19 protein-coding genes are annotated in these 17,383 nt (G+C 70.1%); 11 read left to right on the forward strand and 8 right to left on the reverse strand.

The features are described 5' to 3' along the window. Window positions 1–108: 108 nt before the first annotated feature. Entirely contained in the window at window positions 109–576 is a 468-nt protein-coding gene (locus GEV26_RS02800) for a MarR family winged helix-turn-helix transcriptional regulator (protein ID WP_208430691.1), read from the forward strand. After that, on the forward strand, window positions 573–2,189 hold the full coding sequence (locus GEV26_RS02805; RefSeq protein WP_153651655.1) for a DHA2 family efflux MFS transporter permease subunit: 1,617 nt from the start codon (window positions 573–575) through the stop codon (window positions 2,187–2,189). Before GEV26_RS02800 ends, GEV26_RS02805 begins: the two co-directional genes overlap by 4 nt. Before the next feature lie 77 nt (window positions 2,190–2,266). Here GEV26_RS02805 and GEV26_RS02810 read toward each other — a convergent pair whose 3' ends face one another. After that, the gene (locus tag GEV26_RS02810) at window positions 2,267–3,004 is read right to left on the reverse strand and encodes an SDR family NAD(P)-dependent oxidoreductase (RefSeq protein WP_153651656.1); all 738 of its coding nucleotides are present in this window, start codon (window positions 3,002–3,004) and stop codon (window positions 2,267–2,269) included. Between the two features lie 90 nt (window positions 3,005–3,094). Here GEV26_RS02810 and mshA point away from each other — a divergent pair, with 90 nt between their 5' ends. From mshA to GEV26_RS02830, 4 genes are read left to right on the forward strand one after another with little or no spacing between them, the layout of a single operon-like run. Continuing rightward, window positions 3,095–4,348 carry a D-inositol-3-phosphate glycosyltransferase gene (mshA, locus tag GEV26_RS02815; protein WP_153651657.1) on the forward strand — a complete coding sequence of 418 codons (1,254 nt, stop codon included), beginning with the start codon at window positions 3,095–3,097 and terminating at the stop codon, window positions 4,346–4,348. After that, a complete protein-coding gene (locus GEV26_RS02820; protein ID WP_153651658.1) occupies window positions 4,345–4,830 on the forward strand; it encodes a type III secretion system chaperone family protein in 486 nt (161 codons plus the stop codon). The genes mshA and GEV26_RS02820 overlap by 4 nt, the downstream gene beginning before the upstream one ends. A gap of 36 nt (window positions 4,831–4,866) precedes the next feature. After that, window positions 4,867–5,532, forward strand: coding sequence for a DsbA family oxidoreductase (locus tag GEV26_RS02825; protein ID WP_153909475.1), 666 nt, complete (start codon window positions 4,867–4,869; stop codon window positions 5,530–5,532). A gap of 25 nt (window positions 5,533–5,557) precedes the next feature. Next, complete coding sequence (locus tag GEV26_RS02830; RefSeq protein WP_153651660.1) at window positions 5,558–6,301, forward strand: phosphoglyceromutase; 744 nt, start codon at window positions 5,558–5,560, stop codon at window positions 6,299–6,301. Here GEV26_RS02830 and GEV26_RS02835 read toward each other — a convergent pair. From GEV26_RS02835 to GEV26_RS02845, 3 genes are all read right to left on the reverse strand, one after another. Next, window positions 6,298–6,882, reverse strand: a complete 585-nt coding sequence (locus GEV26_RS02835) for a hypothetical protein (protein ID WP_153651661.1) — start codon at window positions 6,880–6,882, stop codon at window positions 6,298–6,300. The two genes, GEV26_RS02830 and GEV26_RS02835, sit on opposite strands and share 4 nt — an antisense overlap. Window positions 6,883–6,979: 97 nt before the next feature. Next, on the reverse strand, window positions 6,980–7,660 hold the full coding sequence (locus GEV26_RS02840) for a response regulator transcription factor (RefSeq protein ID WP_153651662.1): 681 nt from the start codon (window positions 7,658–7,660) through the stop codon (window positions 6,980–6,982). Continuing rightward, window positions 7,657–8,814 carry a sensor histidine kinase gene (locus GEV26_RS02845; protein WP_153651663.1) on the reverse strand — a complete coding sequence of 386 codons (1,158 nt, stop codon included), beginning with the start codon at window positions 8,812–8,814 and terminating at the stop codon, window positions 7,657–7,659. The genes GEV26_RS02840 and GEV26_RS02845 overlap by 4 nt, the downstream gene beginning before the upstream one ends. 132 nt (window positions 8,815–8,946) lie before the next feature. Here GEV26_RS02845 and phoU point away from each other — a divergent pair, with 132 nt between their 5' ends. Then, window positions 8,947–9,588, forward strand: a complete 642-nt coding sequence (gene phoU, locus GEV26_RS02850; protein WP_153651664.1) for a phosphate signaling complex protein PhoU — start codon at window positions 8,947–8,949, stop codon at window positions 9,586–9,588. Between the two features lie 58 nt (window positions 9,589–9,646). On the opposite strand, the gene GEV26_RS02855 is transcribed toward phoU, so the two are convergent. After that, window positions 9,647–10,213, reverse strand: coding sequence for a hypothetical protein (locus GEV26_RS02855; protein ID WP_153651665.1), 567 nt, complete (start codon window positions 10,211–10,213; stop codon window positions 9,647–9,649). A gap of 186 nt (window positions 10,214–10,399) precedes the next feature. Here GEV26_RS02855 and GEV26_RS02860 point away from each other — a divergent pair, with 186 nt between their 5' ends. Next, on the forward strand, window positions 10,400–10,885 hold the full coding sequence (locus tag GEV26_RS02860) for a CarD family transcriptional regulator (protein ID WP_056612020.1): 486 nt from the start codon (window positions 10,400–10,402) through the stop codon (window positions 10,883–10,885). 80 nt (window positions 10,886–10,965) lie between these two features. On the opposite strand, the gene ispF is transcribed toward GEV26_RS02860, so the two are convergent. Further along, on the reverse strand, window positions 10,966–11,442 hold the full coding sequence (gene ispF / locus GEV26_RS02865; RefSeq protein WP_208431017.1) for a 2-C-methyl-D-erythritol 2,4-cyclodiphosphate synthase: 477 nt from the start codon (window positions 11,440–11,442) through the stop codon (window positions 10,966–10,968). Window positions 11,443–11,499: 57 nt separating this feature from the next. On the opposite strand from ispF, the gene GEV26_RS02870 reads away from it, so the two are divergent. Then, window positions 11,500–13,014, forward strand: a complete 1,515-nt coding sequence (locus GEV26_RS02870) for a molybdopterin-dependent oxidoreductase (RefSeq protein WP_243838874.1) — start codon at window positions 11,500–11,502, stop codon at window positions 13,012–13,014. Window positions 13,015–13,021: 7 nt separating this feature from the next. Here the strand turns inward: GEV26_RS02870 and GEV26_RS02875 are convergent, their stop codons facing one another. Continuing rightward, the gene (locus tag GEV26_RS02875; RefSeq protein ID WP_153651666.1) at window positions 13,022–14,263 is read right to left on the reverse strand and encodes a peptidase C39 family protein; all 1,242 of its coding nucleotides are present in this window, start codon (window positions 14,261–14,263) and stop codon (window positions 13,022–13,024) included. 102 nt (window positions 14,264–14,365) lie between these two features. Between GEV26_RS02875 and cysS the strand changes: the two genes are divergently transcribed. Both cysS and rlmB read left to right on the forward strand, forming a co-directional pair. Next, a complete protein-coding gene (gene cysS / locus GEV26_RS02880) occupies window positions 14,366–15,775 on the forward strand; it encodes a cysteine--tRNA ligase (protein WP_153651667.1) in 1,410 nt (469 codons plus the stop codon). Window positions 15,776–15,778: 3 nt separating this feature from the next. Beyond that, window positions 15,779–16,723 (forward strand): 23S rRNA (guanosine(2251)-2'-O)-methyltransferase RlmB, encoded by a 945-nt coding sequence (gene rlmB / locus GEV26_RS02885; RefSeq protein ID WP_153651668.1) that lies wholly within the window; start codon window positions 15,779–15,781, stop codon window positions 16,721–16,723. A gap of 27 nt (window positions 16,724–16,750) precedes the next feature. Here the strand turns inward: rlmB and GEV26_RS02890 are convergent, their stop codons facing one another. Beyond that, complete coding sequence (locus tag GEV26_RS02890; protein WP_153651669.1) at window positions 16,751–17,344, reverse strand: TetR/AcrR family transcriptional regulator; 594 nt, start codon at window positions 17,342–17,344, stop codon at window positions 16,751–16,753. Between the last annotated feature and the right edge of the window lie 39 nt (window positions 17,345–17,383).

A 17,383-nucleotide genomic window follows, 5' to 3' on the forward strand; every position in this document is an offset into this window, starting at 1 on the left:
CGAGCCCTCAGGGCACGAATCGCGGTGCAAAGCGGACAGCGGGAATGTCGTTGTGCCGTAACAAATATTTCATTTGATCAAAGGTTGCGTGATGGTTAGCATCTTCGGGTGACCACTCCGGACCAGCTCTACGGCGCGCTCGAGGAGTTCGTGATGCGCCTGATGTATCTCGCCGAGTCCGACGGCATGGACGCGATGGTCGACCTCGATCTCTCGTTCTCGCAGGCACGTACGTTGTTCCTGCTGGCGAAGAAGGCAGAGCCCATGTCGATCCACTCGATCGCGACTGAGCTCGGCCTGTCGGACGCCGCCACCGGCCGCAATGTCGAGCAGCTGCTGAAGCTCGACGTCGTCGAACGCCGAGAGAGTCCCGACGACCGGAGGGTCAAGCTCGTCTCCCTCACTCCGGCCGGCGAGAAGCTCGCAGTCAGTCATGTGGACGCCAAGCGCGACTCCATCCGCGCCTTCACGGCCACCCTCCCCGAAGAACAGCGCGCAGACCTGCACCGAGCGCTGTCCGCCATCCTTGCCGGCGGCACCCTCCGCCCGCTCAAGAACCAGGAGCACTGCCTATGACCGCCCCCACCGAGCCGTTGTCCGAGGACGACGACAAGATCACCCCTGATCTGCTCAAGATCGCCGGAGTCGTCGTGCTCGGCGCGATCATGTCGATCCTGGACGTCACGGTCGTCAACGTCGCCCTGCCGACGTTCCAGACCGAGCTGTCGGACGGCGACGAGCCGCTGGCCTACTCGACCGTCGCCTGGACGGCGACGGCGTACATGCTCGCGCTGGCGGCGGTCATCCCGCTGACCGGCTGGGCCGCCGACCGGTTCGGCACCAAGCGCCTCTACATGACCGCGATCGCGTTGTTCACGATCGGCTCGCTGCTGTGCGCGACGGCCTGGAACATCGAGGCGCTGATCGGCTTCCGCGTCCTGCAGGGCCTCGGCGGCGGCATGCTGATGCCGCTCGGCATGACGATCATGACCAAGGCCGCAGGCCCGCACCGCATGGGCCGCCTCATGGCGATCCTCGGCGTCCCGATGCTGCTCGGCCCCATCATGGGCCCGATCCTCGGCGGCATCCTGATCGATGCTGCGTCGTGGCACTGGGTGTTCCTGATCAACCTGCCGATCGGTCTCATCGGCCTGGCGTACGCCGCGCGCGTGCTGCCCAAGGACGCGCCTGAGCCGAGCGAGTCGCTCGACGTCATCGGCATGATCCTGCTCTCGCCGGGTCTGGCCGCACTGCTGTACGGCGTCTCCTCGATCCCCGAGGAGGGCACCGTCCTGGCGGTGAAGGTCCTCGCACCGGCCATCATCGGCCTCGCGCTGATCGTCGGATTCGTGTTCTGGTCGTTCAAGCCCAAGCACCCGCTGCTCGACCTGCGGCTGTTCCGGGATCGCAACCTGACCCTCTCGATCATCACGATGTTCCTGTTCGCCTCGGCGTTCTTCGGTGCGCTGCTTCTGGTGCCGACCTACTTCCAGCAGGTCGACGGCTACTCGGTGAAGAAGGCCGGCCTGCTCATCGCCGCACAGGGCGTCGGCGCGATGCTGACGATGCCGATCGCCGGCGCGCTCAGCGACCGGATCCCGGTCGGGCGCATCGTCCCGTTCGGCTTCCTCGGCATCCTGGTGGGCTTGTTCGGCGTCGCGCAGAGCACGGACCCCGGCACGTCCGACTGGACGATCATGGGGTGGCTGTTCGTGACCGGCCTCGGTATGGGCTCGACGATGATGCCGCTGTTCACGGCTGCCCTCAAGACCCTCAAGGCCTCGGACGTGGCCCGCGGGTCGACATTGCTCAACGTGACGCAGCAGGTGGCCAGCGCCGCCGGCATCGCGACGATCTCGGTCGTCCTGACCAATGCGATGAAGAGCGGCGACGTCATCGCCGGCTCGGAGAAGCTGCCCGGTGTCGAGGGTGGCCTGACGCCCGCACAGCTCGCGGCGGGATCGCACACCGAGCAGGGCGCAGGTGTCGTCGACATGCTGCAGGTGCCCGGATCGGTCCTGCAGCAGGGTTTCCAGGACCTGGCCGACGCGTTCTCGACGTCGTACTGGGTGGCCTTCGCGGTGCTCGTCGTGACGCTCGTCCCGGTCGCGTTCCTCCCCCGCAAGAAGCAGGAGTCGCACCTGCTCGACGACGAGGACGGCGCGACGCCGCCGATCATGATGCACTGACCCACCCCTTCGACGAGACCCCCACCGGAACCATCCGGTGGGGGTCTCGTCGTCCTGGCAGGGCTCGGTCCGGGGGCTCAGCCCTCCCGGTGCACCTTCCACGAGGCGGCCTGCGCGAGCGGCTTCAGCACCATCAGGTCGACGTTGACGTGCTGCGGGCGCGTCGCGACCCAGGTGATCGCGTCGGCGATGTCCTCGGCGACCAGCGGCTCGCGCACCCCGGCGTACACGGAGTCGGCCTTGTCGGCGTCGCCGCTGAACCGGTTGAGGCTGAACTCGTCGGTGCGGACCATGCCGGGCGCGATCTCGGTGACCCGCACCGGCTGCCCGTTCAGCTCGAGGCGCAGGGTCTCGGTCATGGCCGCGACGCCGTGCTTGGCCGCGACGTACCCGCCCCCGCCGACGTACGGCGTGTGGCCGGCGATCGAGCCGAGGTTGAGCAGTGTGCCGGCGCCGCTCGCGACCAGCGCCGGCAGGAGCGCGCGGGTCACCAGCAGCGTGCCCACGACGTTGACCTCGTACATCCGTCGCCAGTCGTCGGGATCGGACACCGCCACGTGGTCCGTGCCGATCGCCCCGCCCGCGTTGTTGACCAGCAGGTCGAGCGAGGGGCCGACCGTCTCGGCGAGCGCCGCGACCTGCGACTCGTCGGTGACGTCGCACGTCACGGCGGTGCCGCCGATCTCGGCGGCGAGCGGCTCGATGCGCTCGGTGCGCCGGGCGACGCAGAAGACGTGGAATCCGGCGGCGGACAGGGATCGGGCGGTGGCGGCGCCGATGCCACTGCTGGCTCCGGTCACGACGGCTGTGGGCATGGGGCCATCGTGGCAGACCCGCGCACGCCCAGCACTGGGGAGGACGGAGTGGGAGTCAGGTGGGACGATGGATCCGAAAGGCGGGTGCACATGCTCCAGCGGATTGCCATGCTCTCGGCGCACACCTCGCCGCTCGAGCAACCCGGCGACGGGGACGCCGGCGGCATGAACGTGTACGTCATCGAGCTGTCCCGCCAGCTGGCCGCCCGGGGGATCGAGGTCGAGATCTTCACCCGCGCGACCTCGCGCCACCAGCCCGCGGTGCACGTCCCCGAGCCGGGCATCACGGTGCACCACGTCGCCGCGGGACCGTTCGAGGGCCTGGAGAAGAACGACCTGCCCTCGCAGCTGTGCTCCTTCGTCCGCGACGTGCTGCGCGCAGAGGTCGAGCGCGAGCCGGGGCACTTCGACCTCGTGCACTCGCACTACTGGCTCTCGGGACAGGTCGGCACCGTCGCCCGGGAACGGTGGAACGTCCCGCTCGTGCACACGATGCACACGATGGCCAAGGTCAAGAACGCGATGCTCGCCGAGGGGGACGCCGCCGAGCCGATCGGTCGCATCCGTGGCGAGGAGGAGATCGTCCGTCTGGCCGACCGCCTCATCGCCAACACCGAGGAGGAGCGCCGCGAGCTCATCGAGCTCTACGGCGCGGAGCCGGACCGGGTCGCGGTCGTGCACCCGGGGGTCGACGTGAACGTGTTCCGTCCCGGGCAGCAGGCCGAGGTGCGCCGGCGCCTGGGGATAGCCGAGGACGCTGCGGTGCTGCTCTTCGCCGGACGGATCCAGCCGCTCAAGGCGCCAGACGTCGTGCTGCGTGCCGCCGCGGTCCTGCTCGAGCGTGATCCGTCCCTGCGCGAACGACTCGTCGTCGCGGTCGTGGGCGGCGCGTCCGGATCGGGTCTCGAGCGCCCGACCGCGCTGTCGGACCTGGCCGTCGAGCTCGGCCTGGCCGATGTCGTCAGGTTCGTCCCCACGGTGGGTCAGCGGGTGCTCGCGGACTGGTACGTCGCCGCCTCGGTGGTCTGCGTGCCGTCGCACAACGAGTCGTTCGGCCTGGTCGCGATCGAGGCCCAGGCCTGCGGCACGCCGGTCGTGGCGGCGCGTGTCGGCGGCCTCGCGACGGCCGTGTCGGATGGTGTCACGGGCGTCTTGGTCGACGGGCACGACCCGGCCGACTACGCCTCGGCGCTGCACCGTCTGCTCACCGACCGCGAGCTGCGCGACGCGATGAGCCACAAGGCCGTCCGCCACGCCGAGGGATTCGGCTGGGACGTGACCGCAGACCGTACGCTCGGCGTCTACGAGCAGGCCGTCACCACCCGCAGGGAGTCCCACGCATGAGCCCGATCGCCGTCCGCGACGTCATCGTCGACACGCTCGAGGCAGCAGACCTCGCCTACACCGAGCATCGCCCCGGCACGTTCGAGGTGATCCTGCCGGGCGAGCGCAAGCTGCAGACGACCTGTCGGCTCGAGGTGGGCAAGCACTCCCTCGGCATCCACGCGTTCGTGGCCCGCAACCCCGACGAGAACCACCAGGTCGTCTACCGGTGGCTGCTCGAGCGCAACCTCAAGATGTTCGGCGTCGCGTTCGCGGTCGACTCCGCGGGCGACATCTACCTCGACGGACGCCTGCCGCTCGGCGCCGTGACTCCCGACGAGCTGGACCGGGTGCTGGGCGCGGTCCTGACCTATGCCGACGAGTCGTTCAACACGATCCTCGAGCTCGGATTCGCCTCGTCCATCCGCAAGGAGTGGCAGTGGCGCGAGTCCCGGGGCGAGTCGACCCGCAACCTCGACGCGTTCAAGCACCTGAAGCCGTAGGCGTGCGGCAACCGCCGCTCGCGTAGCGTGGGGCGCGTGAAGGTCATCGTTTTCGCCGATGTGACGGACCCGTGGTCGTACATCGGGTCGACCCGGTTCGAGCGTGCCGCCGCGATGTTCTCGATCCTGACGGGGGAGCCCGTCGAGGTCACCTACCGGGCGTTCCAGGTCGAGCCCGACGAGCCGAGCGACGGCCGGCTGCTGCTCGACGCGCTGGACGAGCGCCTCGGCGGCCGCGACAAGGTCGAGCTGGTCAACGCGCAGGTCACCGCGGCAGCACGCATCACCGGCATCGATCTCAACTTCGAGGAGGCCGTCCAGGCCGGCTCGTTCGACGCATGGCGGCTGCTGACGTGGGCCGACGAGTCCGGACCGGGGTTCCAGCGCGATCTGCTCCACCAGCTGTGGCGGGCGCACTTCCTGGAGGGGGCCGACATCGGCGACCCCTTCGCCCTCGCGACCCGTGCCGCCCTGGTGGGGCTGGACCTCGAGACCGCCGAGGCCCTGCTCGCGAGCACCGAGTACGCCGACGAGGTGCGCACCCAGGTCGAGACGGGCCGCTCGCTGGGAATCGCCCAGCTGCCCTACGTGGTGATCGAGCAGCAGTGGACGCTCGCCGGCATCCAGTCGCAGAACGACTACGTGCAGGCGTTGCACCAGATCCACACCGAGCTCAAGGACGCGGACCCGGAGCCCGAATGACGCCCGGACGCAATAGGCTCGGAGCATGAGCACCTTGATCCTCCTGCGCCACGGCCACAGCGAGTGGAACGCCAAGAACCTCTTCACCGGCTGGGTCGACGTCGACCTCAACGAACAGGGTGTCGAGGAGGCCGTCAAGGGCGCCTCGATGCTGGCCGAGGCAGGCCTGCTGCCCGATGTTTCCCACACGTCCCTGCTGCGCCGCGCGATCCGCACCTCGCAGATCGTCCTGGACGGCATCGACCGCCACTGGATCCCGGTCAAGCGCTCGTGGCGGCTCAACGAGCGCCACTACGGCGCGCTGCAGGGCAAGGACAAGAAGGCCACGCTGGAGCAGTACGGCGAGGAGCAGTTCATGACCTGGCGCCGGTCGTACGACGTCCCGCCGCCGCCGCTCGCCGACGACGCCGAGTTCAGCCAGGCCGAGGACCCCCGCTACGCGGCCCTGCCCGATGAGCTCCTGCCGCGCACCGAGTGCCTGGCCGACGTCCTCGACCGGATGCTGCCCTACTGGTACGACTCGATCGTGCCCGATCTGCTCGACCACCGCACGGTCCTGGTCACGGCCCACGGCAACTCGCTGCGGGCGCTCGTCAAGCACCTCGACGGGCTGAGCGAGGAGGCCGTGGTGGGTCTCAACATCCCCACCGGCATCCCGCTCGTCTACGACCTCGACGCCGATCTGCGCCCGACGATTGCGGGCGGGACGTACCTCGACCCGGCCGCCGCGGAGGCCGCGATCGCCGCCGTCGCCAACCAGGGGCGCTAGCCGGCCGGCTCGGTTGCGCGCTCCTGGCCCAGTGCACGTGAGAGCCGTTCGAACTGACCCTGGCGCCAGCGCCAGAGCCGGTCGAGGCCCCACGCGCTGACGACCACCAGCACCGTGAGGAGACCCAGGACAGGGAGGATGAAGATCAGGTAGGACGCCGTGCCGCGCACGAGGATGGTGCCGATGGCGGCGACGACGGCGGCGAGCATGAGGGACCACCAGATCAGGTGCACCCGGCGGCCCTCGCGGATGAATCGCAGCTGCTTGCGCACCACGGGGCGCCACCTCTCGACGTCCGCTCCCTCGGGGACGACGCCCGTCCGGTACGCCTGACGGTAGAGGCTGAGCTGGCCCCTGCCCCCGAGACGGCGGCGCTGGACGAGGGCACCGACCGGGACGAGCGGCAGGGACACGAGGATGAAGAGCCAGGAGATGAGGCTCCGGTCCGAAGCGGGGTCCAGATCGAAGATGGACGCGACCAGCAGATGTCCGAGCGCGTACAGACCTGCGCACAGCGCGATCCCTGCGGTCCACCTGAGGACGCCGTGCTGCCGGTTCCACCACTGCGGCATCGACCGCATGCCTGCCCCCTGACCGCGCCCGAGGTGCCGGGAGCGTGACCCGAGTATCCCGGACGGCGGGGAGCATCCGCAGCCGGTTCCCGCAGGGAGGTCGGGGCTAGGCGTCGAACTTGTAGCCGAGCCCGCGGACGGTGGTGAGGGTCGTGGGATTGGCCGGATCGGGCTCGATCTTGGACCGCAGACGCTTGACGTGGACGTCGAGCGTCTTGGTGTCACCCACGTAGTCGGCGCCCCAGACCCGGTCGATGAGCTGACCGCGGGTGAGCACGCGGCCGGGGTTGCGCAAGAAGTACTCCAGCAGCTCGAACTCCTTGAGTGGCAGCTTCGCGACGGCTCCGTCGATCGTCACCAGGTGGCGGTCGACGTCCATGCGCACGCGCCCGGCCTCGAGGGACGTGTGGTCGTCGACCTCGTCGGCGGCTCCGCGACGCAGGACCGCCCGGATGCGCGCGACGAGCTCGCGCGGCGAGTACGGCTTGGTCACGTAGTCGTCGGCGCCCAGCTCGAGCCCGACGACCTTGTCCACCTCGGTGTCCTTGGCGCTGACCATGATGATCGGCACCGAGGAGACCTGGCGAAGGGCGCGGCAGACCTCGGTGCCCGACAACCCCGGCAGCATCAGATCGAGCAGGACGATGTCGGCCCCGCCGCGGTCGAACTCCGTCAGGGCGTCCGGGCCGGTCTCGGCGATCGCGACGTCGAACCCCTCCTTGCGCAGGACGTACGACAGCGCCTCGCTGTAGCTCGCCTCGTCCTCGACCACCAGTACCTTCGTCACGCCTGCTCCTCTTCGCTGTCCTCAGTGTCTTCGATGTCGTGGTGGTGGGCCGGCAGGACGAGGGTGAATGACGAGCCGAGGCCCGGCTCGCTCCACACCTCCACGCTTCCGCCGTTGCTCGCGGCGACGTGCTTGACGATCGACAGCCCGAGGCCCGTGCCGCCGGTCGCGCGGGCCCGCGCGGGATCGACGCGGTAGAAGCGCTCGAAGATCCGATCGAGCTCCTCGCCGGGGATGCCGATGCCGTTGTCTGTGACGGTCAGGCGTACGTCGGGACCGTCGCGGTGGGCGCTGACGGCGACCCGCGAGCCCTCGGGGCTGTACGTCACGGCGTTCTCGACCAGGTTGCTGACCGCCGCGTGCAGCTGGGCGCGATCCCCGTGGACGAACAGGTCGGGCTCGACCGACGCGACGATCTCGATGTCCTTGTGCTCGGCGTCCGTCGCGGAGTGCTCGCAGGCCTCGGAGACGAGCTCGCCGACCTTCACGGTCGTGGCGTCGTCGCTCAGGATGTCGTTCTGCAGGCGGGAGAGATCGATGATCTGCTGGACGAGACGGGTCAGGCGGTCGCTCTCGAGGTGCATCCGGTGGGCGAACCGCACGACCGCCTCCGGATCGTCCTTGGCTTCGCCGACGGCCTCGGCCAGCAGGTTCAGGGCGCCGACCGGCGTCTTGAGCTCATGGCTCACGTTGGCGACGAAGTCGCGTCGGATGGACTCGACCTGCTGCTCGCGGGTGCGGTCGTCGGCGAGGACGAGGATCAGGCGGGACGTCAGGGGGGCCACGCGGGCGTGGATGTGTGCCGTGCTGCCACGGCGGGGCTGCAACGAGATGTCGGCGTCGCGGACCTGGCCGTCGCGACGCACCTGCCGGACCAGGGCCATCAGCTCGTCCGGCTCGAGGCGGTCGTCGTGGATGAGCCCCATCGCGAACGCCGGCGCGGACGCCTTGACGACGGTGTCGGCCGAGTCGATCAGGACCGCGGAGGACGAGAGCACGGACAGGACGAGCTCCGCTCCGGGCGGGACCACGGGGGTCGGCTCGGGCACGGTCTGCTGCTGCCTCTTCTCGCTGAAGCGCCAGACGTACGTGACCATCGCGCCGATGACAGCACCGATCGCTCCGGCGATCGCCATGCCCGCGCTGGTGTCCACACCTTGAGGATAGGGCCGCGCTGGCAAGGAACCGTCCTGCGGTGGTCGCAGAGACAGGCCTTTCCGCTGGCGTTCATGCCCCGTTCACCAGGGGTCGCCGTCCGTTCACCGCCGATCCGTACGGTGGCATACATGCGCGATCAGTATTACGAACAGCTCGATGCCATCGTCGACGACCTGGTGGCCCTGACCGGTACGGTCCGGCGTGCCGTCGCCGACGCCACCACCGCCCTGCTCGAGGCGGACGGCCAGATCGCCGAGTCGGTGATCGCCGGCGACAAGGACGTCGACGAGGCCACCGAGACGATCGAGGAACGGACGCTCCTCCTGCTCGCGACGCAGCAGCCGGTCGCCACCGACCTGCGCCAGCTGATCGCGACGCTGCGGATGCTGGCCGATCTGCAGCGGATGGGCGACCTGTCGGTGCACGTCGCGAAGATCGCGCGCCGCCGCATGCCCGAGTCGGCCGTGCCGGAGCACCTGCACCCGACCATCGTGTCGATGGCGTCGGTCGCGGACTCGATGATCGACTCCGCGTCGCGCATCGTCGCGAACCGTGACGTGGCCAAGGCCGCGCAGCTGGAGGCGGAGGACGACGAGATGGACCTGCTGCGCAAGGACCTGTTCCGGTCACTGCTGGGCGACTCCTGGGACCACGGTGTGGAGCCGGCGGTCGACGTCGCCCTGCTGGGCCGCTACTACGAGCGCATCGGTGACCACGCGGTGTCGATGGCGCGCCGGGTCGTGTACCTGGTCACGGGTCAGCTGACCTGAGACCGGCCGACCCGCTCCGAAGCCCCTGCTGCCTGCCGCAGCGGGGGCTTTCGCGGTCCTACTGGCCGTCGCCGGTCGTGGTGTCCTCGGTCCTGGAGGCGGCGTCCTCGTCGGAGGTCGCGGCCTCGGAGGGGGACTGGACCACGTCGGCGTACTCGCTGGTGCGGTCGACGACAGGGGCCTCGACGGTGATCGGCGAGGAGTCCGAGAAGGTCAGGGTGACCTTGACGTAGAGGCCCGCGGGGGCGTCCTTGTCGACGATGAAGATGCCGGCCGGATCAGAGGTTCCCACCTGCGTCAGGTAGCCGGGCTTGAGCGGCAGCTGCTCGTCGGGAGCCGTGACCTCGAGCTCCTGGTCGTCGAGCGTCGTGACCGTGACGGAGGACAGCGTCTGGTCCTTCTTCAGGTTGTTCTGCAGTGCCGTCGAGAGCGTCGCCGATCCGTCGGGGTTGGCGACCAGCAGGGTGTTCATCGCGTCGATGTCGCCGCGCGCGTTGGCGCCGACGCCCGGCTGGTACTGCTGGTTGGTCTGGGCGCTGAAGCTCGTTCCACACCCGCCAAGGACGAGGGCCGTCACCACGGCAACGGAGGCGACAGCCAGGGGGCGACGTCGTGCTGAGCTCACCAGATCACTCTTTCGGTCGGTCGGTGCGAGGGGCGCAGAGTCCCCCACGATGGTATCGGAGATGGCTGGTGGAATTGCCTTTGACCTGTGGACACAGCGTCTGCTATGGCACCCATGCCCTGAAACGGCAGGGGTCTTTGTCGGCGCTTCGTGGTATTCTTGAGGTCTACGAAGGGTGTTTTCTCTATGACTTTTACTGTCGGCGAAACCGTTGTCTATCCCAATCACGGTGCGGCAGTCATCGAGGACATCGAGACCCGGACGATCAAGGGCGAGGAGCGTGATTACCTCGTGCTGCGCATCGTGTCGCAGAACGACCTGGTCGTCCGCGTCCCCGCGTGCAACCTCGATCTTGTCGGAGTTCGCGACGTCGTCGACGAGGCGGGGCTCGAGCGGGTTTTCGGGGTCCTGCGTGCTGAGCACGTCGAGGAGCCGACCAACTGGTCGCGCCGCTACAAGGCCAACCTCGAGAAGCTGCACTCCGGTGACGTCCTGAAGGTGGCCGAGGTCGTCCGCGACCTGTGGCGCCGCGACCACGAGCGTGGCCTGTCCGCCGGCGAGAAGCGCATGCTGGCCAAGGCCCGTCAGATCCTCGTCTCCGAGCTCGCGCTCGCCGAGAAGACCAACGAGGACAAGGCCGAGACCCGTCTCGACGAGGTCCTCGCCTCCTGAGCTGATCTGTCCACGAAGCCCCCGGTTCCTCTGGAGCCGGGGGCTTCGTCGTTCAGGCCGGCGCGGGGCCGGCAGTCTGCTCAGAGGGGGTGGACGAGGGCGGTGGCGATCGCCGCGATGCCCTCGCCGCGCCCGGTCAGGCCCAGACCGTCGGTCGTCGTCGCCGAGAGGCCGACGGGCGCTCCGATCGCGTCGCCGAGCACGCGCTGGGCCTGCTCGCGGCGGGTGCCGATCTTGGGCCGGTTGCCGATGACCTGCACGGACACGTTGCCGACGGCCCAGCCGTGGTCGCGCAGCCGTCGCGCCGTCTCGACCAGGAAGTCCACCCCCGCAGCCCCGGCCCATCGCGGGTCCCCGGTGCCGAAGTGGCTGCCGATGTCACCGATCCCGGCGGCGCCCAGCACCGCGTCGACGATCGCGTGGGAGACGCAGTCGCCGTCGGAGTGGCCCTCGAGGCCGTGCGCCTCGTCCGGCCACTCCAGGCCCGCGAGCCACAGGGGGCGTCCCGCCACGAGGCGGTGGACGTCGGTGCCGATGCCGATGCGCGCAGAAGTCACCCGCTGATCATGCCATTTCGCCGGGCAGGGCCGATGTGGTCGGGCGACGATGGTCCGGTGAGATCTCGTACGACGTCGGCCGCCGGCGCCCTGGCCGCCCTGGCGGGGCTGGCGGTGGGCGAGGGGCTGGCCGCGGTGCTCGACCTGCGCGAGTCGCCGGTGCTGTCTGTCGGCCAGTCCGTCATCGACGTCACGCCCGGACCGGTGGCGCACGCGATCATCGACGCCGTGGGCACCCGGGACAAGCCCCTGGCGGTCGCGAGCGTGGTCCTGGGCATCGTCCTGCTCGGCGCGCTGGTCGGTCGGTGGTGGACGAGCCGCCGCGCGGCCGCATGCCTCCTGGTCGCCGGTCTGGTGGCCGCGGGAGTCGCCTCCGTCCTGACACGTCCCGCGGCGTCACCGGCGGCCGTCTTCGCGTGTGTCGCGGGCGGCGTGACGGTCATGGCGGTGCTCGAGCTGCTGCTCCCGCAGCGCGGCCGGGCCGAGCCCCCGGGGGACGGCGACCCGTCGCGCAGGACGTTCCTGGTGCGCGTGGGTCTCGTGGCGATCGCCACGGTCGTGGTGGGCGGAGCCGGTCAGGTCCTGGGCGCCCGTCACCGTCGTCGTCGGGAGATCGAGGAGGTGCGTGCGGGGCTCGCGCTGCCGACGCGGCCCGCCTCGGCTCCCGCGGGGACCGATCTCGGCGTCCGGGGCCAGGGCCCGTGGCTGACCGCGAATCGCGACTTCTATCGCATCGACACGGCACTCAGCCCGCCGCTGATCGACCCCGCCGACTGGAGCCTGCGGATCCACGGGATGGTCGACCGGGAGATGACCCTGACCTACCAGGACCTGCTCGACCGCGGCCTCACCGATGCGTGGATCACGATCGCGTGCGTGTCCAACGAGGTCGGCGGCGACCTGATCGGCAACACCTCGTGGGGCGGCGTGCCGATCAAGGGCCTGCTCGAGGAGGCCGGCGTCCAGGACGGCGCGGACGCCCTGCTGTCGACGTCCGAGGACGGCTGGACGTGCGGGACCCCGCTCGAGGCGCTGACCGACGGCCGGGCGGCGCTGCTGGCGCTCACGATGAACGGCGAGCCCCTGCCCGTGCCGCACGGCTTCCCGGTGCGCCAGGTCGTGCCGGGCGTCTACGGCTACGTCTCGGCGACCAAGTGGGTCACCGACTGGGAGGTCACCCGCTTCGCGGACTTCCAGGCGTTCTGGACGAGGCGCGGGTGGGGCGAGCGCGGACCCGTCAAGATCCAGTCACGCATCGACGTGCCGGGATCCGGAGACACGATCGACGCCGGCCCGCTGACCGTCGCGGGCGTCGCGTGGGCGCAGCACGTCGGCATCGCCGCGGTCGAGGTCCGGGTCGACGGCGGGCCGTGGCGGAGGGCGACCCTCGCCGCTGCTCCGAATGACGACACGTGGGTGCAGTGGATGCTCGACTGGGACGCGGACGAGGGTCGTCACTCGCTCGAGGTCCGGGCGACGGGCAAGGACGGCGTGCCCCAGACCGCACGGCGCGCGGGCGTCCTGCCCGACGGCGCGACCGGCTACGACCAGGTCGACGTCGTCGTCGGCTGATCCGGCGTCACCAGCGGGGCGTGTCCTTGGGCAGGGCCTTGCTGGTCGGCCGGATGACGTACACGACGCCGCCGCTGCCGCGCAGCCACGCCTTCTCGAACTGGGCCCGCGAGTACGTGCGGCGGACGGTCGAGTTGGTGCGGGCCGCCGGGTCGTTGACGATGACCTGGCCGGTGGAGGTGAACCCCCGGATCACCAGGAGGTGCCCCGGGGTCGAGGAGATCGGCGCGCCGGACAGCTCGCCCCGTCCGAACGCGACCGACGCCACCAGCGGGATGCCGGCCTTGATGAACGCCTCGGCGTCCCGCAGGGTGTGCAGCCGCGTGACGAACGTGTCGAGCGAGTAGCGCGCGGCGTACGCGGTGTTGAAGGGCCAGTTGCCGGTGCCGTCGTATGCGTGGTCGAACGTGTAGCGCGCTGCGTGGTCGACGAACGAGTCGGCGTACCGGGACCAGGAGTAGTCGGCCTTGACCGGACCCTTGCCGAAGAAGCGCATGACCATCGAGGTGGACGTCGGCGAGCACCACGCCTCGCCACCGCCGCCGTACTGCGGGAACTCGCCCTGGTGGATCATCTGTGACGACATGGGGACCGCGAGGTCCTTGGTCGCGGTCATGGTCGTGCTGCTCGCGCTCTTGAGGTGGCGTGCGGTGTAGGTCGCGGCGACGCCGTTGACCGCGTGCAGCGTGGGGCTGGTCTTGGCGCCCTTCGGCTTGAGCAGCAGCACGCGCACCTGCCACTGGTCGAACGACTTGCCGGGATTGGCCAGCACCGTGTCGGTCGACACCTTCGCGAGGTCGTCGGACTGCGAGGAGTAGGAGGACCGCTTGATGCTGGAGGTGTTGTCGGCCCAGCGAGCGACCGTGTCCCAGCTGCCGACCGTCGAGCCCTTGCGGACCCGCACGTCGATGCGCGCCCACGTGCCGCCGGGCGTCGTGACGCTCCATGACGGGAGGAGGCTCTTGGCGGCGAAGCCGGTCTTGTGCCACGGGCCCTTCCAGTAGCCCCGGTCGTACGACTTCGCCCCGCCTGAGACCTTGGGGTCGTCGTAGCGCAGGGTCTTGGTCCCCTTGCCGAGAGTCATCTTGCCCGTGCCGGCGGCGAGCCCGTAGGAGGTGCCCTTGGTGAAGTCGCGCGTGGACGTCCACCGGGCGAACCCGGCCTTGTCCGACGAGGCGTTCGCGGGGGCGCCGGGCAGCAGGGTGAGACCGAGCACCGCGGCGACGAGGAGGGGAAGATGACGACGCATCTGCCCATGCTAGGTGACAAATGTGACTCGTGGGGCTGATGAGGACACCGAGCCGATGTGCGGGCGGCAGTCGCGCGTCGCGGGAGCCGATAGGCTTGCCCCGTGGCATTTCACCTGTACGACACCGCATCCCGGCAGATTCGCGAGCTCGTCCCGGTCGTCCCCGGGCGGGTGTCGATCTATCACTGCGGGCTGACGGTGCAGGGCCCGCCGCACATCGGCCACATTCGCAAGGAGGTCGTCTTCGACGTCTTGCGCCGCTGGCTCGAGCGCTCGGGCGTCGAGGTCGCGATCGTCGCCAACGTGACGGACATCGACGACAAGATCCTGGCCAAGGGCGTCGAGCAGGGGCGACCGTGGTTCGCGGTGGCCTATGAGAACGAGCGGGCGCTCCACGCGGCGTACGAGGTGCTGGGCTGCATCCCGCCGACGTACGAGCCGCGCGCGACCGGTGTCGTGCCGGAGATGATCGAGCTCATGCAGACGCTGATCGAGCGCGGGCACGCGTACGCCGCCGAGGACGGCTCGGGCGACGTGTACTTCGACGTGCGGTCGTGGCCCGCGTACGGCGAGCTGTCGCGCCAGAAGGTCGAGGACATGCTGCCCGCCGAGGACGCCCCCGCCGAGGGCAAGCGCGACGGGCGCGACTTCGCCCTCTGGAAGGGGCACAAGGCGGGCGATCCCGACTCCGCCTCGTGGCCGACCCCGTGGGGACGTGGACGGCCCGGCTGGCACCTGGAGTGCTCGGCGATGGCTGCCAAATACCTCGGCGAGGAGTTCGACATCCACGGCGGGGGCCTGGACCTGCGGTTCCCGCACCACGAGAACGAGCTCGCGCAGTCCCGCGCCGCGGGTCAGCCGTTCGCGCGCTTCTGGATGCACAACGCGATGCTGAACCTGGCCGGCGCCAAGATGTCCAAGTCGGTCGGCAACACGCTCATGGTCAGCGAGGTCGTCAAGCGCGTGCGGCCGATCGCGCTGCGCTACTACCTCGCCGCCTCGCACTACCGCTCGATCGTGGAGTTCTCCGAGGAGTCGCTGGCCGAGGCCGCGACCGCCTTCGACCGCATCGAGGGATTCGTGCGTCGTGCGGCGGGTCTCGTGGGCCCAGGGGAGCTCGGTGACGTGCCGGCCGCCTTCGCCGCCGCGATGGACGACGACCTCTCGGTGCCGGCTGCGCTGGCCGTGCTGCAGGGGCGGCTCTCCGAGGGCAACCAGCTGCTTGCAGCGGGCGCGTCGGCCGAGCTGACCGCCGCGCTGGCGGACGTACGCAGCATGCTCGACGTGCTCGGTTTGGATCCTCTGTCCCCGACGTGGGATCGTGGGGGTGACGATGCGGCTTATGCGCAGGTGATCGACTCCCTCGTCGAGGGGCTTCTCGAGCAGCGCCAGCAGGCACGCGCGGCCAAGGACTTCGCGACTGCCGACCGGGTGCGCGACCAGCTCACGGCGGCAGGCATCGAGATCGAGGACACGCCGCAAGGTGCGCGCTGGTCCGTGAAGGGTAGCTAAGACATGCCGGGCAACAGCAAGCGCAAGGGCGCCATCAAGAAGACCGGCAAGGGCAACCCCACTGCCGGTTCCGGTGGACGCCGCCGTCAGGGGCTCGAGGGCAAGGGCCCGACGCCGCGCGCGGAGGACCGTCCCAACCACAAGCTCTACAAGATGAAGAACGCCTCGGCCAAGCGCGAGGCCGCTCGTCCCAAGCGCAAGCAGGGTGACGCCGCCGAGTGGGTCGCGGGGCGCAACTCGGTGCTGGAGCTGCTGAAGGCGACCGTGCCGGTGCACGCGCTGTACGTCGCCGAGGGCACCGACCGCGACGAGAAGGTGCGCGAGATCTTCAAGCTCGCCGCCGAGCAGCACGTCAGCCTGCTCGAGATCGGTCGCATCGAGCTCGACAAGCTCACGGGGGGAGCGGTCCACCAGGGCATCGCCGCGAAGCTCAACGCGTACGAGTACGCCGCCCCGCAGGACCTGCTGGACTTCGCTGCAGAGCGGGACGAGCCGGCCCTGATCCTCGTGCTCGACGGCATCACCGATCCGCGCAACCTCGGCGCGATCATCCGCTCCGCCTCGGGCTTCGGCGCGCACGGCGTGGTCATCCCCGAGCGCCGCGCCGCGCAGATCACCGCTGCCGCGTGGAAGACGTCCGCGGGCGCGGCGGCACGGGTGCCGGTCGCCCGCGTCACCAACATCACCCGCACCCTCAAGCAGTTCCAGGAGGACGGCTGCATGGTCGTCGGCCTGGCCGCTGACGGCACGGTCGACGTGGCCGAGTCCGAGCTGGTCGACGGCCCGCTGGTCATCGTGATCGGCAGCGAGGGCAAGGGCCTGTCCCGCCTCGTGGGCGAGACCTGCGACGAGATCGTGTCGATCCCCATGTCGACGGGCCTCGAGAGCCTCAACGCGGGCGTCGCAGCGGGCATCGCGCTCTACGCGATCAGCCAGAAGCGCCGCTGATCCCTCCCCGCCCGTTGGCCGTCAGGGTCAGCGGGGCGGGCGGAGGGCGTCCAGGACCAGGGCGACGTAGTGCCGCCACGTCGCCGGATCCCGGTCGTCACGGTCCAGCAGGACCGTCGAGAAGCCGCTGACGAGGACCTGCAGGTCGGTCGTGGTGGCGTCCGGTCGGAGGGTGCCCTGGCGCTGGGCAGCGGCGACGATACGGTCGAGGACCCCGGCCCGTTCGTGGTCGCCCCGCCACTGGTCGGCACGGCCCAGCACCTGGCCGAACAGTCGGTCCTCGGCCAGACGTGCCGCGATTTCCCCGAGCAGGTCGGCCAAGGCCTGGAAGGCATCCTCGTGCTGCTCCGCCTCGGCCGCGAGGGCGTCGAGCCAGCGGATCTGCTCTCGGGCCACTGCCTCGACCAGGTCGCCCTTGGTGGGGTAGCTGCGGTAGACCGTGGCCTTCCCGACACCCGCCCGCTCGGCGATCACCGGGATGGTGGCCCCCATGCCCTGGGCCGCGAACACCTCGCACGCGGCGGCGAAGACCGCCTGCTGGTTGCGCCGTGCATCAGCGCGGAGGCCGGCCCGTGCGGCGGGGCCAGCCGCGGGGGAGGGCGGGCCGTCGGGATTGCTCATCGGCGTCCTCGTGGTGCGAGATCTGCGGACGGATCGGTC

It is taken from the genome of Aeromicrobium yanjiei (assembly GCF_009649075.1).
Classification (GTDB): domain Bacteria; phylum Actinomycetota; class Actinomycetes; order Propionibacteriales; family Nocardioidaceae; genus Aeromicrobium; species Aeromicrobium yanjiei.

Bases quoted from the DNA above. Each gene is read 5' to 3' on its own strand.
- GEV26_RS02805 (WP_153651655.1), top strand. From the start codon at position 573: ATGACCGCCCCCACCGAGCCGTTGTCCGAGGACGACGACAAGATCACC.
- GEV26_RS02810 (WP_153651656.1), bottom strand. From the start codon at position 3,004: ATGCCCACAGCCGTCGTGACCGGAGCCAGCAGTGGCATCGGCGCCGCC.
- mshA (WP_153651657.1), top strand. From the start codon at position 3,095: ATGCTCCAGCGGATTGCCATGCTCTCGGCGCACACCTCGCCGCTCGAG.
- GEV26_RS02820 (WP_153651658.1), top strand. From the start codon at position 4,345: ATGAGCCCGATCGCCGTCCGCGACGTCATCGTCGACACGCTCGAGGCA.
- GEV26_RS02830 (WP_153651660.1), top strand. From the start codon at position 5,558: ATGAGCACCTTGATCCTCCTGCGCCACGGCCACAGCGAGTGGAACGCC.
- GEV26_RS02835 (WP_153651661.1), bottom strand. From the start codon at position 6,882: ATGCGGTCGATGCCGCAGTGGTGGAACCGGCAGCACGGCGTCCTCAGG.
- phoU (WP_153651664.1), top strand. From the start codon at position 8,947: ATGCGCGATCAGTATTACGAACAGCTCGATGCCATCGTCGACGACCTG.
- GEV26_RS02860 (WP_056612020.1), top strand. From the start codon at position 10,400: ATGACTTTTACTGTCGGCGAAACCGTTGTCTATCCCAATCACGGTGCG.
- GEV26_RS02875 (WP_153651666.1), bottom strand. From the start codon at position 14,263: ATGCGTCGTCATCTTCCCCTCCTCGTCGCCGCGGTGCTCGGTCTCACC.
- rlmB (WP_153651668.1), top strand. From the start codon at position 15,779: ATGCCGGGCAACAGCAAGCGCAAGGGCGCCATCAAGAAGACCGGCAAG.
- GEV26_RS02890 (WP_153651669.1), bottom strand. From the start codon at position 17,344: ATGAGCAATCCCGACGGCCCGCCCTCCCCCGCGGCTGGCCCCGCCGCA.